General features: G+C 37.5%; 16 protein-coding genes. All 16 read right to left on the bottom strand.

Going from position 1 to position 16,136, the window contains the following annotated elements:
• Positions 1 to 260: 260 nt before the first annotated feature.
• Positions 261 to 485 (bottom strand): YlzJ-like family protein, encoded by a 225-nt coding sequence (locus tag J2S06_RS04320; protein ID WP_044746892.1) that lies wholly within the window; start codon positions 483 to 485, stop codon positions 261 to 263.
• Positions 482 to 1,231, bottom strand: a complete 750-nt coding sequence (locus J2S06_RS04315) for a ClpP family protease (protein WP_044746891.1) — start codon at positions 1,229 to 1,231, stop codon at positions 482 to 484. The genes J2S06_RS04320 and J2S06_RS04315 overlap by 4 nt, the downstream gene beginning before the upstream one ends.
• Before the next feature lie 149 nt (positions 1,232 to 1,380).
• Positions 1,381 to 3,042 (bottom strand): ribonuclease J, encoded by a 1,662-nt coding sequence (locus J2S06_RS04310; RefSeq protein ID WP_419151376.1) that lies wholly within the window; start codon positions 3,040 to 3,042, stop codon positions 1,381 to 1,383.
• 184 nt (positions 3,043 to 3,226) lie between these two features.
• Positions 3,227 to 4,096 (bottom strand): 4-hydroxy-tetrahydrodipicolinate synthase, encoded by an 870-nt coding sequence (dapA, locus tag J2S06_RS04305; protein ID WP_419151375.1) that lies wholly within the window; start codon positions 4,094 to 4,096, stop codon positions 3,227 to 3,229.
• A 26-nt stretch (positions 4,097 to 4,122) separates the two neighbouring features.
• Entirely contained in the window at positions 4,123 to 5,334 is a 1,212-nt protein-coding gene (gene dapG, locus J2S06_RS04300) for an aspartate kinase (protein ID WP_419151374.1), read from the bottom strand.
• A gap of 67 nt (positions 5,335 to 5,401) precedes the next feature.
• Positions 5,402 to 6,445, bottom strand: coding sequence for an aspartate-semialdehyde dehydrogenase (gene asd, locus J2S06_RS04295; RefSeq protein WP_419151373.1), 1,044 nt, complete (start codon positions 6,443 to 6,445; stop codon positions 5,402 to 5,404).
• Between the two features lie 125 nt (positions 6,446 to 6,570).
• Positions 6,571 to 7,170, bottom strand: a complete 600-nt coding sequence (locus J2S06_RS04290) for a dipicolinate synthase subunit B (protein WP_044746886.1) — start codon at positions 7,168 to 7,170, stop codon at positions 6,571 to 6,573.
• The gene (gene dpaA / locus J2S06_RS04285; protein WP_419151372.1) at positions 7,170 to 8,069 is read right to left on the bottom strand and encodes a dipicolinic acid synthetase subunit A; all 900 of its coding nucleotides are present in this window, start codon (positions 8,067 to 8,069) and stop codon (positions 7,170 to 7,172) included. Before dpaA ends, J2S06_RS04290 begins: the two co-directional genes overlap by 1 nt.
• 243 nt (positions 8,070 to 8,312) lie before the next feature.
• Positions 8,313 to 8,570: a YlmC/YmxH family sporulation protein gene (locus J2S06_RS04280; RefSeq protein ID WP_044746884.1), complete on the bottom strand. Its 258-nt coding sequence runs from the start codon at positions 8,568 to 8,570 to the stop codon at positions 8,313 to 8,315.
• An 82-nt stretch (positions 8,571 to 8,652) separates the two neighbouring features.
• Positions 8,653 to 9,894 carry a M16 family metallopeptidase gene (locus J2S06_RS04275; protein WP_419151371.1) on the bottom strand — a complete coding sequence of 414 codons (1,242 nt, stop codon included), beginning with the start codon at positions 9,892 to 9,894 and terminating at the stop codon, positions 8,653 to 8,655.
• A 28-nt stretch (positions 9,895 to 9,922) separates the two neighbouring features.
• Positions 9,923 to 10,912 (bottom strand): polysaccharide deacetylase family protein, encoded by a 990-nt coding sequence (locus J2S06_RS04270; RefSeq protein WP_419151370.1) that lies wholly within the window; start codon positions 10,910 to 10,912, stop codon positions 9,923 to 9,925.
• 102 nt (positions 10,913 to 11,014) lie between these two features.
• Positions 11,015 to 13,126, bottom strand: coding sequence for a polyribonucleotide nucleotidyltransferase (gene pnp, locus J2S06_RS04265; RefSeq protein WP_419151369.1), 2,112 nt, complete (start codon positions 13,124 to 13,126; stop codon positions 11,015 to 11,017).
• A gap of 164 nt (positions 13,127 to 13,290) precedes the next feature.
• Entirely contained in the window at positions 13,291 to 13,560 is a 270-nt protein-coding gene (rpsO, locus tag J2S06_RS04260) for a 30S ribosomal protein S15 (protein ID WP_419151368.1), read from the bottom strand.
• Positions 13,561 to 13,686: 126 nt separating this feature from the next.
• Positions 13,687 to 14,637, bottom strand: a complete 951-nt coding sequence (gene ribF / locus J2S06_RS04255; protein WP_419151367.1) for a bifunctional riboflavin kinase/FAD synthetase — start codon at positions 14,635 to 14,637, stop codon at positions 13,687 to 13,689.
• Positions 14,638 to 14,665: 28 nt separating this feature from the next.
• Positions 14,666 to 15,580 (bottom strand): tRNA pseudouridine(55) synthase TruB, encoded by a 915-nt coding sequence (truB, locus tag J2S06_RS04250; RefSeq protein WP_419151366.1) that lies wholly within the window; start codon positions 15,578 to 15,580, stop codon positions 14,666 to 14,668.
• 186 nt (positions 15,581 to 15,766) lie between these two features.
• Complete coding sequence (gene rbfA / locus J2S06_RS04245; protein ID WP_044746877.1) at positions 15,767 to 16,123, bottom strand: 30S ribosome-binding factor RbfA; 357 nt, start codon at positions 16,121 to 16,123, stop codon at positions 15,767 to 15,769.
• Between the last annotated feature and the right edge of the window lie 13 nt (positions 16,124 to 16,136).

The raw sequence follows: 16,136 nt of genomic DNA, 5'->3' as shown, positions 1-16,136 counted from the left end.
AGAAGAAAGCAGCCAAATGCTGGCTGCGAACGATTGTTTGTATCGTTATTATAGCATAACAAATAAATAGTTTGCCACATAACTTCTAAAGATTAGGCTGTTTTCGTAAACTTTGTTGCTTTTCGACTGTCCATGAACCGATCAACGCCTTTTGTTCGGTTCACATCACACAAAAGTATGACATAGCAAGCGTGTCGCTTGCCTGGACAGTCGAAAAGCTATGGTTGTAATGCAACAATTTTTTAGAAAAGAGTCAAGGATTAAAAGCTTTTATCAAAATACTGGACAGTTTGTCCAGGCATAATCGAATCAATTAAAAAATGATTAGGATTGCTGCTTAAAACACGTACAATACGGTAACGCATCGGTTCATATTCTTGAACGAGTACAGAAATTCCATGAACTTGGACAACCTTTTGTTTCAAAAACTCCTCATTTGCACCTTGGAAAATGAGTTCTTGGGGCATCGTCGTATACAAAATCATTGTAGCATACCATTCCCTTTCTGTTTCGATCGTTCAATTAATTCACTTAACTTTTTCATCGCTTTTCCTACTCCACCAACCTCATTAATTAAACCATATTTCACAGCATCCATTCCAACAATATTTGTTCCAATATCTCTTGTTAAATTTCCTTTTGAAAACATTAATTCCTTAAACTTATCTTCTGTTATATTGGAATGCTTTGTGACAAAGTTAATCACCCGCTCCTGCATTTTATCTAAATATTCAAACGTTTGGGGAACACCAATTACAAGACCTGTTAGACGAACAGGATGAATCGTCATCGTAGCGGTCTCAGCGATAAACGAATAATTACAAGAAACGGCAATTGGGACACCAATCGAGTGGCCTCCGCCAAGAACAATTGATACAGTTGGTTTTGTTAGTGATGCAAGCATTTCACTAATAGCAAGGCCTGCTTCAACATCGCCCCCTACCGTATTTAAAATCACTAATAATCCTTCAATTTTAGGGTTTTGTTCGATGGCGACAATTTGTGGAATGATATGTTCGTATTTCGTCGTTTTATTTTGCGGTGGAAGTTGAACATGTCCTTCAATTTGTCCGACAATCGTTAAACAATGAACATTCGATTCATTTGCCATTTGCGGGACATTGATTTGTCCAAGCTTCTGAATATTTTCAACGATGTTTTCTCTTCCTTCACTTTTTTCCTCTTTTTCTGTTCCTGATTGATGTTCATTTGGAAAATGAAATTCATTCACCTATATCCCATCCTTTCTTCCAACATCATGCAATTAGTATGAACTTTTTTTTTCTTTTCATGCGAGTTTCCGGTTGTAAACAGAAAAAAAAGAGACGGCCCTAAGTGTTAGACCCCATGTTTAAGGTCAGACACTTATCGGACAGCCTCTTAATATTCCATAATGATTGGCAAAATCATCGGTCGACGTTTTGTTTGTTCAAATAAATAATGATTGAGGGCATCACGAATATTTTGTTTAATAGATGACCATTCTGTTGTTTTTTCTTCCATGCATTTGAATAAAATGTCTTTCACCATTTCAACAGCATTAGAAATGAGTTCTTCTGATTCACGAACATAAACAAATCCTCTTGTAATAATTTCTGGACCTGCGACAATTTGTTTGTTCGTTTTATTCAAGGTGACGACAACAATTAAAATTCCATCTTGAGATAGCAAGCGGCGATCTCTTAATACAATGTTTCCAACATCCCCGACTCCAAGTCCATCAATTAATATATTACCAGCTGGAACTTTTTGTCCTGTTTTAACGGTTCCTTTATGAAATTCAATGACGTCACCTTTATCGATGATGAAGATATTTTTTTCCGGTACACCAACAGATTTCGCTAATTTTGCATGGGCCTTTTGCATTTTATATTCCCCATGCACAGGAATAAAATATTTTGGTTTCATTAAATTTAACATTAACTTCAATTCTTCTTGATAGCCATGTCCAGAAACATGGATATTGCTATTTTTTGTGACAACATGTGCTCCGGCACGGTAAAGGAGATCAATGGTTTTGGAAAAGGTTAATTCATGACCAGGAATGGGGGAAGTTGCAATTAATACCGTATCTCCTTCTTCGATATTATATTGTTTATGGACTCCTCTCGCCATTTTCGATAAAACCGATAACGGCTCTCCTTGATGACTTGTTGTCATAATTAAGACTTTGTTTTTTGGATATTTAGAAATATTTTGGACAGGAATGATTAAATCTTCTGAAACGGTTAAATATCCTAATTTTATCGCAATATGAATGACATTCATGATGTTTTTTCCAACAATCACAAGTTTTCGGTCATACTTTTCGGCCGCATGGATCACTTGTTGAATTCGGTTAATGTTTGAAGCAAATAAAGAAACAATGACTCTTCCTTTCGCTTTATAAACGACATCTTGAATTTCCTCTTCAACTACTGCTTCTGATCCTGTATAACCAGGTATTTCGGCGTTCACACTATCAGAAAGTAAACAAAGAACTCCCTCATTACCAATACCGGCCATTTTACCGATATCCGCATATTGATTTCCTACTGGTGTTTGATCAAATTTAAAATCTCCAGTATAAACAATAGCTCCCATTGATGTATGAAAGCAGATCCCAACAGAATCAGGAATACTATGGTAAGTACGGAAAAAGGAAACATGGACTTGGTCAAAAGAAAGGATAGAAGAATCGCTAACTTCACGCAAATCTGCTTTTTCATGTAAACCATAAGTCTTTAAACGTTCCCTCACAAGAGCAAGCGTCAGTTTCGTTCCAAAAATCGGAACGTTTATCTTTTGTAAAACGTGAAAAATACTTCCGATTTGCTCATCATGTCCGTGCGTTAAAAATAAAGCTTTAACACGATCTTTATTTTCTTCTAAATAAGAAATGTCTGGGATCACTACATCAATACCGAGCATTTCATTTTCCGGATACATTAATCCCGCATCTACAATGAAAATATCCGAATCGATCTCGATGACATACATGTTTTTACCGATTTCGCCAACGCCACCTAAGGCAACTACCTTGATTTTTTCTGTCTTTTTCATAAGTTTAGATTGTCCTCCCTAACGATCAGTCCCCGTCCAAAGTCACTTAAAATTATTATAACTGATCGGTGAAAAGGAAGACAAGAAAATAATGGAGGTTGTTTAAGAGTTATGTATAATAAGTGGTTAAAAAAAGTGCCAGCCTTTACGAAGGGCTGACACTGTCGGGGAATTCTCTATAAACTTAATAATTTTTTAAAACCTTTGTTAAATCTTCTCGTTCTTCCTGTGTTAGTGGAACAAGCGGTAGTCTTACAGAACCTACATCTAGCCCTTTTATTTGTAAAGCCGTTTTGACCGGTACTGGACTAGGTGCAGCAAACAATTGCTTCATGATCGGTAACAATTGTTGATGAAGTTTTGCAGCTTTTTGCACATCCCCTGAATGAAAGGCTGATAACATTTCTTGCATTTCATCTCCAATGATATGAGAGGCAACCGAAACGACGCCTTTTCCACCAATCGACATAACCGGAATGGATAAGCTATCATCACCGGAAAATAGTGCAAAATCTTCCGGTGTTTCCGCAATGATTTTCGTCATCGCCTCTATATTACCACTTGCCTCCTTGACAGCAACAATATTTTCAATGTTCGATAATTTAATCACAGTTTCAGGTGCAAGAGTGGCAGCCGTTCTTCCAGGAACATTATAAAGCATCACAGGGAGAGAGGTGCTTTCGGCAATAGCTTGAAAGTGCTGATATAAACCGTCTTGATTCGGTTTATTATAATACGGTGTCACAAGCATAACGGCATCGACACCTGTTTCTTCAGCTTTTTTTGTCAGCTCAATGGAAGCTTTCGTATTATTGCTTCCCGTACCAGCAATAACTGGTATCCTTTTGTTCACGACGTGCACAACATGTTTAAATAAAGCAATTTTTTCCTCAGATGTTAACGTTGGCGATTCACCTGTCGTTCCGGCAACCACTAACGATTCCGTCCCATGATTGATTAAATATTCTACAAGTTTCGTTGTTTTATCAAAATCTATATTTCCGTTATTATCAAACGGAGTAACCATAGCAGTCGAAATTTTTCCGAAATTCATTCTCTCATCACACCTTAACATTGTTATTAACCAAGTTCGAATGTTTCATGAAGCGTATTAACAGCTTTGATCATATCTTCTTCTGTGACTAATACCCAAATGGTCGTATGGCTATCTGCAGACTGTAGGATTTGTATTCCTTGCTCCGATAAAGATGATACAATTTTCGCTGTTACGCCAGGAACTCCTTGAATACCAGCACCTACTGTCGAAACCTTTGCACAATGACGATTAACAATTGGAGTATAACCTAATTGCTCTAAAATCTCAACTGCCTCATCTGTTACACTCCCAGGTACTGTGTATACAACTCCGCTCGGTGTTATATTGAAGAAGTCGACACTTATTCCGTTTTTCGCCATTGCTTTAAAAACTTTAGATTGGAAGTTATAATCTCCTTCTTTTGCTTCAACCTTTATTTGTGTAATGTCAGCAACATGTGCAATTCCTGTAATTAATCGTTCCTTCACATCCACCCCTTTTCGTACCCCATGATCAGTCGTCACGAGCGTTCCTTTTGCTTTGGAATACGTTGAGCGAATGCGGAGAGGTACTTTTGCTTGCATCGCTATTTCTACAGCACGAGGGTGTATCACTTTGGCGCCTTGATAGGCCATGTTGCATATTTCGGTATATGTGACGGCTTGAAGCGGTTTTGCATTCTCAACAATGCGCGGATCTGCCGTCATCACTCCTTCAACATCTGTAAATATATCGACATATTCTGCTTGGAGAGCCGCACCTAATGCAGCAGCAGACGTATCGCTACCACCCCGTCCAATTGTCGTGATATCTCCTTTTTCACTTGTTCCCTGGAATCCGGCAACTACAACAACGTCATGGGTTTTAAGCAATTCAATGAGTCGGTCACATTTCATTTTCACTATTTTCGCATTTGTATGATCGTTCGTCGTAATAAAGCCTGCTTGTGCTCCATTAAGGGCTTGTGCCTTTATACCATTTCCATTTAACATGCTTGTGAAAACGACAGAGGAAATAATCTCTCCACAAGATAATAGCATATCTTGTTCACGTTTTGAAACCGATTGAATACCTCCTTCTAAAAGGCTTAAAAGGGTATCAGTTGCATATGGATCCCCTTTACGCCCCATTGCCGATACAACAACAACAACTTTATATCCTTCATCTAATGCATCTTTAATATGTTCAAGTGCATGTTTTCTTCCGTTTTGATCACGTACGGAAGTACCTCCAAACTTTTGTACAACGATTTTCAACTACCCCACCTCTTCCATTAATTAACAGAAGAGAGTCGAATGAAATCCAACTCTCTTCAAGGTCGTTTTAAACTAAATTTAGTTTGATTAAGCTTTCTGCAATTTGTACAGAATTTAATGCTGCTCCTTTTAATAAATTGTCAGAAACGACCCAAAGGTGGAAACCGTTCGCTTTATCTAAATCTTTGCGAATCCGTCCAACAAACGTATCATACTTCCCTACACAATATGCTGGCATAGGGTAAACCTGTTCAGCTGGATCATCTTGCAGCGTTACTCCAGGTGCGTCTTTTAACACCTTTTGAATGTCTTCTACTGAAACATCATCGCGTTCTATTTCAATATACACAGACTCAGAATGTCCTGTAATAACTGGCAAACGAACACACGTTGCCGCTACTTCTAAATCATTTTTGTGCATAATTTTTTTTGTTTCATTAATCATTTTCATTTCTTCAAATGTAAATCCATTTTCTTGGAATTTATCAATTTGAGGAATGGCATTAAAGGCAATTTGGTAATGCTTCTCATCACTCTTAACTGGTAAAATGTTTGCCTTAGGTTCTTTTTCTTCTAATATATCTCTTGTTTGTTGTTTTAGCTCTTCTATGGCTGAAACGCCAGCACCAGAAACAGCTTGGTAAGTCGAAACGATGATTTTGTTTAATCCGAAATGCTTACGAATTGGCTCAAGTGCAACGACCATTTGAATCGTTGAACAGTTTGGGTTTGCGATAATTCCATTATGCCATTTAAGATCTTCTTCATTTACTTCTGGGACCACTAATGGAACATCTTCATCCATACGAAATGCACTTGTATTATCAATCACAATCGCTCCACGTTTCACCGCTTCTTTTGCCAGCTGTTTTGATACACTTCCTCCTGCACTAAATAAAGCAATTTGCACTCCTTCAAAGCTCTCTGGTGTTGCTTCTTGAACTTCTATTTCTTGACCTTTAAAGGTTAATTTTGTCCCAGCGGAACGACTGGAAGAAAGTAATGTTAACTTTGATACTGGAAAATTTCGATCTTCTAATGTTTTGATCATTTGATGACCAACAGCGCCTGTTGCACCAACTACTGCTACATGATATCCATTAACACTCATTTCTCTCTATCTCCTTCCCCCATTTATTCGTCTTAGACGAATAGACTGCTATTCGTATTACGTTTTATTGTATCATAGAAGTAAAAAAATAGATGAAAAAATTTTTTTGAAAGCGTTTTTTTATTCTATCCTTTTTCTTTATTTCTTTCGATAATAACTGGCTGTATTTGTTTATTCTCCAATGCATATTCCACCGTTTCGACTAATAAATCCATATTAGCAACCATAGAATTTGGTTTATGGTAAGGGGCATCTTGCCCAAAAGGGATAAAGTATATATTTTTTGTTGCCATTAGTCGCATTAAATTGACACCATTTAATCCTAATGCGTCATTTGTGGAAATTCCTAAAACAACTGGGCGATGGTTTCTCATGGTAGCTTTTGCGGCCATTAACACAGGAGAGTCCGTCATCGCATTGGCTAATTTACTTAAAGAATTTCCGGTTAAAGGGGCAATGATCATACAATCAAGAGGAGTTTTTGGACCTAATGGCTCTGCTTTCACAATAGAATCGATCACTTCATGACCGGTCACCTCTTCAATCTTCTTTACCCATTCACCGCCTTCTCCGAATCGCGTCGTTGTCGATTTGACGGTATGTGTAACAATCGGGAGCACATTTGCACCTGCTTCCACTAATCGTTCAATTTGCGGAAAAACTTCATCATAAGTACAATGAGACCCTGTTAACCCAAAGCCAATTCGCTTTCCTTTCACTTCCATTAACAAGACTCCTTTCTATGTGCAAGTTCTTCTAACAACAGTTGAGATAACACATTCGCTAAAATTTGACCGGCTGTTTTAGGGGCAACAATCCCTGGTAATCCTGGAGCTAACAATGCCTTGATTCCGCGTTTTTCGGCATACCGAAAATCGGTTCCACCTGGTTTTGAAGCTAAATCTACAATTAACGTGTGAGGCGGCATTTTCGAAATGACTTTTGCCGTTAAAATGGGGTGCGGAATTGTATTAATACAAACATCTAAATCTTTTACTTCTTCCTCTAAGTTTTGTAGATGAAAAGGGGTGAGCCCCATTTCGGTTATTCGTGCTATATCTTTTGTTTTTCTTGCACCTACTTTTACTTTTGCCCCTAGATGATGGAATGCTCTTGCCACACTCATTCCCACTCGACCTAAACCTAGCACCGCCACTGTTGAATTATGAATCGTAAAATCCGTATGTTGAATAACCATCATAATGGTTCCTTCAACTGTTGGAATCGAATTGTAAATGGCGACATCGTCCCGTTCAAAAAGTTGAACTAATGTTCTATTCGTTTTGGAAACTAGATCATCTAAATATTGATTACTAATTCCAGAGTAAATCCGGCAATACTCAGGTGTACTCGCCAATATCTCTTCAGTTAGGACAATTTTTTCATTTGAAAAAACCGTTTCGATCTGTCCATCTAATGACGTACCGGATACTGGTAGAATCATTGCATCTATTTCACTAAAATTGAGTTCCTCGATTTTTGCTTTTTTTGCACCAGTGAAGGCATGATCAAGTTGGTCAAATCCAACTAAAAATATTTTCGCATCTAATTCGACTAATTTCCGAATGACCTCTAATTGGCGTGCATCGCCACCAATCAGTGCAATATTTAATCCTGTTAACATTGATTGATCACCTTCTTTTTACAAAGAACCTAAAATTAATCTGCCTAGAGCATACTATGTCATATTGTTCATAACGGTGAATCAGTTCTAGACATATAAAAAAAAAGTGACCACTTTTCATTGTGATCACTTTAGTCCTATACTTTAATATGCTTTGCTTTTATTTATTGAAAAGATTTTCATGTTAATGGTTCAGTAAAGTTCAAATGAATAATTTTTGTTGGATCGCTCATAAAGATCCTCCTAATCAGGCTGTTTGATTTGATCTTCGGGCACATCTAATATAATCATTTCAGGGCCGATTTTTTTAATGTGGCTCCAAGGTACACGTACTTCATGACCTTGTTTTCGCAAACCAAACCATTTCACTGAAGGAATGATTAATGCTGTAATTTGTCCGGTTTCTTCGTTTATTTCTAAGTCTGTTTGTCCTAATACTCCTAACCGCTCAGCTCTTTTGACATCGACGATTTCTTTGCCGCTTAATTCTGATAATCTCAAAATAACATCCCCTCCTCATTGATATATATGGTTTAGATAAAAAGAAAAATGCCTGCAAACGTGACAGGCATTTTCTTTTAAATTATTTATTTAAATATGATGGGAGCTTTCCATCCGGGCTTATTAAAGAAATGGCATAATGATCCGTAAATGTATGCTCAATGATTTTATGAATACTTTCTCGATTCACTTCATTAATCTTTTCAATCATTTCATCTAATGAACGGTGAGATCTTAATAATAATTCATTCTTTCCATTTCGACTCATTCTGGAATTAGTGCTTTCAAGACTTAGCATTAAATTGCCTTTTATTTGTTCTTTACTGTTGATCAATTCTTTTTCCGAAATTCCTTCTTTTTTTAACTTTTGTAGCGTTGACTGAATCGTATCAAACAATACATCAAGCTGCTCTTTACCAGTTCCACCATAAATCGTCAACATCCCGTTATCTTCATAGGAGGAATGATAAGAAAAGATGGAGTATGCAAGACCTCTTTCTTCACGTACCTCTTGGAATAAACGGCTTGACATACTTCCACCTAAAATGTTATTTAGCACAATTAAGCTGTAAATATCTTCATGACCAACCTTTAAGCCGTGAAAGCCAATACATAAATGGGCTTGTTCTGTATCTTTTTTTCGAGCAATTTTATGATCATGAAACGTTGGCTTTTCATATTCTCGCTTACGATACGCTGACTCGAAATGACCGAACCATTTTTCAATTTCCTTAATAAAGGTTTCCGATATATTTCCCGCAACAGATATAACAATATTATCAGGAGTATAATGTTTTTCCATATATTCCCTTAGTGAATCACCTGTAAATGTTTCTAATGTTTCTTCTGTTCCTAATATCGGGTAGCCTAATGGATGAGAACCATATACGGCTTTGCTTAGTAAATCGTGAACAATATCGTCAGGCGTATCCTCATACATTTTAATTTCTTCTAATACAACATTTTTTTCTTTTTGCAATTCTTCTTGGTCAAAAACAGAATGGAAAAACATATCTGCTAACACTTCTAATGCAAAGCTTGCGTGGTCGTCTAACACTTTTGCATAGTAGCATGTATATTCCTTTGATGTAAAGGCATTAACTTGTCCACCTATGCGGTCAAATGCTTCAGCAATCTCTCTTGCGCTTCTCGTCTTCGTTCCTTTAAAAAACATATGTTCTAAAAAGTGTGATACTCCGTTATTTTTCTCATTCTCATTTCGAGAGCCCGTTCCAATCCATATCCCGATTGCAACTGAGCGAACGGTAGGAATCGTTTCTAAAACGATGCGAACTCCGTTTTGACATGTATATTTTTTGATCAAGCTTGAACCCCCTATTCCATGTATTCCTTTAATTTGTAGATGGTTTATTCATTAAGGGACTTTCGATGATTCTTTCTTCATCTAAAAGCATGGAAACGGATCCGATGGATAGGTTTTTTTGTTTAATCGCTAAGATGAGCGTTTCTAAACTTTTTGATGTTGAGGAAGTCGGATGCATTAAAACCATAGCTCCATTATGAATTTTACTCATCACACGTTCCACGAGTACGTGCGGTTCAGGTCTTTGCCAATCGATCGTATCAACTGACCACATAATAGTTTTCATGTTCAGTTTGGCCGCTATATCAACTACTTCTTTGCGAAGGCTGCCGCTTGGAGGGGCAAACAATGTCGGTTTCATCCCTAAGGTCGCTTCGATCACTTCATTCGTTTTATCAATTTGCTCATAAATGCGCGTCGATGGCAATTTCGCCATATCTGGATGGGAATAAGAATGATTTCCGATTTCATGTCCTGCTTCGGCGATCATTTTCGCTAAGTCAGGGTTTTCTTTCACCCATCTTCCTTCTAAGAAAAAAGTCGCTTTTACATGATGTTTTTTTAAAACATCAAGCATTTCTGGAATGTATTCATTCCCCCAAGCGACATTAACAAGAAAAGACACCATTGGCTTGTCTGGATGACCTCGATAAATGGGTTCTGCGGGGAGATCGTCCAAATGAATCGAAGGCGGAACTTGTTGAAACACGAGTAAATTTGGATCAAATGTTCCTTTTTGCTTCATTTGCCTATATGATTTTTTAATATCCACTTTCAATCCATTGTACCCAGGTGTTGCCTTCCAAACTCTATGTATTTCAGCGTTTTGCGCTTTGATTTCGTATTTTTTTGCTTCTTTCACAATGGTTTCGTATAACGGATCTTGATTGTATGAGATCGTCGCATTCGCTTCTTTTATTTCATCGATTTCATGTCGTGAAAAAGGATTTTGAATAGTACTAACACTAATAACAAAAATCACAATAAAAGCGGTCATTTGTAAAATATATCTTCGCATATACATATCCCCCTTTTTACTAAAAAATATGTAAAAAGGGGACAAGGTAGAACAGTTCTAAATGAAACATAAAGAAGCTATTTTTCATTAGACCCCATATTGTTACGATTTTTGTTTTTCCTTTTGCTCTCGTAAAACAGCCTTTCGAGATAAATTAATGCGGCCTTGTTTATCAATCTCCATCACTTTCACAAGGATCTCATCACCAATGGAAACGACATCCTCCACTTTTCCTACACGTTCCTCCGCTAATTCAGAAATATGGACAAGTCCGTCCTTCCCGTTAAACAATTCAACAAATGCACCAAATTTTTCAATTCGTTTTACTTTTCCAAGATACATTTGACCTACTTCCAAATCACGGACGATATCTTCAATTATTTTTTTCGCCTTTTCATTCATTCCTTCATTAACGGAAGAAATAAAAATCGTTCCATCTTGCTCAATATCAATTTTGACGCCTGTTTCTTCTATAATTTTATTGATTTGTTTTCCGCTTGGACCGATTACATCGCGAATTTTATCAGGATTGATTGTAATAGATAATATTTTCGGGGCATATTTTGATAACTCTTTTCTTGGCTCTTGAATAGTTTCAAGCATAGACTTTAAAATTTCTAAACGTCCTTTTTTAGCTTGATTTAACGCTTCTTCTAATATTTCTCGCGATAAACCTTTAATTTTAATATCCATTTGTAAAGCGGTAACACCTTTTTCCGTACCAGCAACTTTAAAGTCCATATCCCCTAACGCATCTTCCATCCCTTGAATATCTGTTAAAACCGTATAGTTGTCACCTGATTTTACAAGACCCATCGCAATTCCCGCAACAGGAGCCTTAATTGGAACACCTGCATCCATCATGGCGAGAGTTGAAGCACAAATACTAGCTTGTGATGTGGAACCGTTTGATTCTAATACTTCTGATACTAGTCTAATCGTGTATGGAAACTCTCGTTCATCTGGGATAACAGGCTCTAAGGCACGCTCACCTAATGCTCCATGTCCAATTTCGCGGCGGCCTGGTCCACGCATTGGTCCTGTTTCGCCAACACTAAAGGACGGAAAGTTATAATGGTGCATGAAACGCTTCGATTCCTCAATCCCTAATCCATCTAATATTTGCACATCACCTAATGCTCCAAGTGTACAAATACTTAAGGCTTGGGTTTGTCCACGTGTAAATAGCCCTGAGCCGTGCGTTCTTGGAAGTAGCCCGACTTGAGAGGATAAAGGTCTAATTTCATCGATTTTTCGTCCGTCTGGTCTGATTTTTTCTTCTGTAATAAGACGGCGAACTTCTTCTTTCACGAGCTTCGATAATATCTCTTTTACTTGTTTGATCGTTTCTTCGTCGGCTTCTTGCTCTTCATATTTTGCCACAATTTCTTCTTTCACCGAGTTGATGGCATCTTCACGGGCATGCTTTTCTGGCACTTGGATGGCGCTTAGTAAATCTTTTTCCGCCATTTTTCGCACTTCTTTTTCTAGTTCTGCATCAATTTCATACAATTCCACTTCCATTTTTTCTTTCCCAATTTGATTTACAATATCTTCCTGGAAAGAAATGAGACGCTTAATCTCTTCATGACCGAACATGATCGCTTGTAACATCGTTTCCTCTGGTACTTCATCAGCTCCAGCTTCAACCATGTTTATCGCATCCTTTGTTCCAGCTACGACGAGATGCATATCACTTTTCTCCATTTGTGTAACGGTCGGATTAATGACAAATTGTCCATCTATCCGGCCAACGGTCACTCCTGCAATCGGACCTTCAAACGGAATATCAGAAACGGATAGTGCTAGAGAACTTCCGAACATCGCAGCCATTTCAGAAGAGCAGTCTTGGTCGACACTCATCACCATGCTGACAACTTGCACTTCATGACGAAATCCTTCTGGAAACAGTGGGCGAATCGGCCGGTCGATTAAACGGCTGGCTAAAATAGCTTTTTCACTAGGACGCCCTTCTCTTTTAATAAAGCCACCTGGGATTTTCCCAACCGCATATAAACGTTCTTCATAGTTCACTGTTAATGGGAAGAAGTCAACGGCTTTCGCCTCTTTAGAAGCAGTAGCAGTAGATAGGACAACTGTATCTCCATAACGGACTAGTACAGCCCCGTTTGCCTGTTTTGCTAATTGACCGATTTCCACAGTAAGCGGTCTACCAGCCCACTCTATGGAAAAGACATGTTTTTCTTGTTCCATATATAATTGAACCCCTCTCTTACTTATGTAAACAGAATATGTACTATTATTATGAACGAACTTATTTTAACATATCAATTAGAATTATATATACAAATAAAGAATTCTCATCTTAATTCATTTAAATACACTAAAAAAGCGGGAAACCTCCCGCTTTTTTTGCATTATCGACGTAAACCTAATTTGTTAATTAATTCACGATAACGAGTTACATCTTTATTACGTAAGTACGTTAACAAGTTACGACGCTTACCTACCATTTTTAATAGACCGCGACGAGAATGGTGGTCTTTTTTGTGGATTCGTAAGTGTTCGTTTAAATTATTGATCTGTTCAGTAAGGATAGCAATTTGTACTTCTGGAGAGCCTGTATCTGATTCATGTGTCTTATACTCGTTAATAATTTCATTTTTACGTTCTTGTGATAATGCCATCCTGATTCACCTCCTAATCATCATCAATCCCCAGTTACCTAGCAAGCGTCGGTGAGTCGCATTGCCAAGCAATGGTTTAAAGTCACAATTGTTATTATATGATTAAAATCTTGAAAAAGCAAGGGATTATTTCTTGTATTGAGCAAAAAATTTCTGAGCGAGTTGTTTATCTTTATTTATTTGTTCGATTAACTGTTCAACATGATGAAATTTTTGTTCGCTGCGAATTCGTTTAAACCATTTAACCGTTACGACTTCATTATAAATCTTTTGATTAAAATTAAAAATATGTACTTCAATATGCGGCTTCTCATTTTTTTCTTGATGAAACGTCGGTTTGTATCCGATGTTCGCTACCCCGAAATATTCTTTTTCATTAATGACGACCGAAACAGCATAAACCCCAGTAGGTGGAATTAAATATTCCACAAATACATCAATATTTGCGGTCGGAAACCCTATTAGTCTTCCTCTTTTTTCCCCGTGAACGACTTTCCCAGTCACTTGATGCGGACGCCCAAGAAGGCTCATAGCATATTGAACATCTCCGCTGCGTATAACGTTGCGAATTAATGTAGAGCTTATTTTTCGATCATGATCTGTCTGTTTTTCCACAATCGTTTGTGAAAAGGCTTGACGGGAATGAAAGGGCAATGTTTCCATCGTTCCTTTACCTAGACGTCCATACGTAAAATCAAAGCCTGCTACAACATGCTTGACATGTAAACCAATAATATATTGATCTACAAACTCTTGCGGCAAAAGAGAGGCAAAAGATTGAGAAAAATTCACGACAAATAATAGGTCAATTCCTAGCTCTTGAATCAATTTTTCTTTATCACGAAGCGGAGTAATATATTCCATATGATCAATGTCTTTTCTTAAGACAACGGAAGGATGAGGATCGAATGTCATAACTGCACTTCGTAAATTTTGGCTTTTAGCCAATTCTTTTGCCGTTAAGATGACTTTTTGATGCCCTTTATGAACTCCATCAAAGTACCCTAATGCCATGGCCATCGGAGGAAAATCATTGATTTGAAATGGGTGAGGATGCGACAGCCTTATTGTTTTCACAAGCGTTCCCCTCTTCACTGTAAATAAATCATTTTGTTTCTAGTACCTTTTCTGGCTTGATGACACCTTTATTATTTGGGTGCTTCATATAGATCGCCAGAGGCTCTCCTCTATGAAGAACGACAATTCGTTCACTAGTCTTGATGTTCTCCAGCTCTTTTGGCAGTTTCAATAATGCACCGTTTTTCACTTTCCCTGCTAATGTATCATTAATTGACCATTGTGGCAAATGTTTTAACGCTTCACGAATGGTCATAAACCCTTTAGGAAAATGCCCTTCCTGTAAATATTGTTCAATAGATTGAAAATCAATACAATTTTCTAAAGAGAAATTTCCGGAATGTGTACGGACTAAATGAGACATGTGCGCAGGGTAGCCAAGCTCATCACCAATCATCACAGCAAGTGTTCGAATATACGTTCCTTTGGAGCATTTCACTTTGATTTTAAATGCCGCGGTATTTTCATGTTTTGTAATATCTGATATTAATAATAAGTCATATATGAACACTTTTCTAGTTGGTCTCTCAACTTGTTTTCCCTCACGTGCATATTCATAAAGTTTTTTTCCGTTAACTTTGACAGCTGAAAACATAGGAGGAGTTTGCTCCAATTCACCAGTCATTTGCTTTAACACTTGTTGGATTTGGTCCGTTGATAAAGAGTTCTCAACCTTTTTTACATCAATTATTTCACCTGAAGCATCTTCAGTCGTGGTTGAAGCACCTATTGTAACTTCGGCGATATATGTTTTATGAGCTGCAGTTAAATATTGGGCAATTTTCGTTGCTTTTCCAATACAAATCGGTAGAACACCGGAAACATCAGGATCTAACGTTCCAGTATGCCCTACTTTTTTTGTTCCGAACAATTTTCTTACTCGATTAACACAAGCATGGGAAGTCATCCCAGAAGGTTTATGCAATAGTAGCACTCCGTCCAACTTGAAATCCTCCTTAAAAAAGGAATTTGCTTTTTGACATATGTATGAAAATGAAAAGAGCGGTGACCTTTTTCCATTCTCGTATTTATGAAAGGTCACCGTTCCAATTCATGATCGATTCTTACTATTTATTTTTCAGCATCATCTGCAGCTATAATCGGCATTCATTCTCATGTTGGATGTTCATTATTCTTCATGTTGCTTTTCTTTGTTTATTTCTTTTATTAACGTTTCAATACGGTTTCCGTAATCAATCGATTCATCAAACTCAAAATGAATTTCCGGAGTTTTCCGCAAACGAATCCGTTGCCCGATTTCGGAACGAATAAAGCCTTTTGCTTTAGCAAGTCCTTTCAGTGTGTTTTCTTTTTGCTCCTCATTCCCTAACACTGATATATATACTTTGGCGATTTGCAAATCACCTGTTACACGAACATCCGTAACCGTGACAAACCCGATTCTTGGATCTTTAATTTTTCTTCCAATAATGTCGCTTAACTCTTTTTTCATTTGTTCTGCAACACGGTTCGCTCGTAAATTCATAATGTCACCTCTT

Source organism: Bacillus alveayuensis (assembly GCA_030812955.1).
In the GTDB taxonomy this organism is placed as follows: domain Bacteria; phylum Bacillota; class Bacilli; order Bacillales; family Aeribacillaceae; genus Bacillus_CB; species Bacillus_CB alveayuensis.
Note: the sequence above shows the minus strand (reverse complement) of the source record. Positions and strands in the feature narration are given on the sequence as shown.

Bases quoted from the DNA above. Each gene is read 5' to 3' on its own strand.
- J2S06_RS04270 (WP_419151370.1), bottom strand. From the start codon at position 10,912: ATGCGAAGATATATTTTACAAATGACCGCTTTTATTGTGATTTTTGTT.
- J2S06_RS04290 (WP_044746886.1), bottom strand. From the start codon at position 7,170: ATGGAAGTGAAAGGAAAGCGAATTGGCTTTGGGTTAACAGGGTCTCAT.
- dpaA (WP_419151372.1), bottom strand. From the start codon at position 8,069: ATGTTAACAGGATTAAATATTGCACTGATTGGTGGCGATGCACGCCAA.
- rpsO (WP_419151368.1), bottom strand. From the start codon at position 13,560: ATGGCATTATCACAAGAACGTAAAAATGAAATTATTAACGAGTATAAG.
- asd (WP_419151373.1), bottom strand. From the start codon at position 6,445: ATGAGTGTTAATGGATATCATGTAGCAGTAGTTGGTGCAACAGGCGCT.
- J2S06_RS04320 (WP_044746892.1), bottom strand. From the start codon at position 485: ATGATTTTGTATACGACGATGCCCCAAGAACTCATTTTCCAAGGTGCA.
- rbfA (WP_044746877.1), bottom strand. From the start codon at position 16,123: ATGAATTTACGAGCGAACCGTGTTGCAGAACAAATGAAAAAAGAGTTA.
- pnp (WP_419151369.1), bottom strand. From the start codon at position 13,126: ATGGAACAAGAAAAACATGTCTTTTCCATAGAGTGGGCTGGTAGACCG.
- dapA (WP_419151375.1), bottom strand. From the start codon at position 4,096: ATGAATTTCGGAAAAATTTCGACTGCTATGGTTACTCCGTTTGATAAT.
- J2S06_RS04310 (WP_419151376.1), bottom strand. From the start codon at position 3,042: ATGAAAAAGACAGAAAAAATCAAGGTAGTTGCCTTAGGTGGCGTTGGC.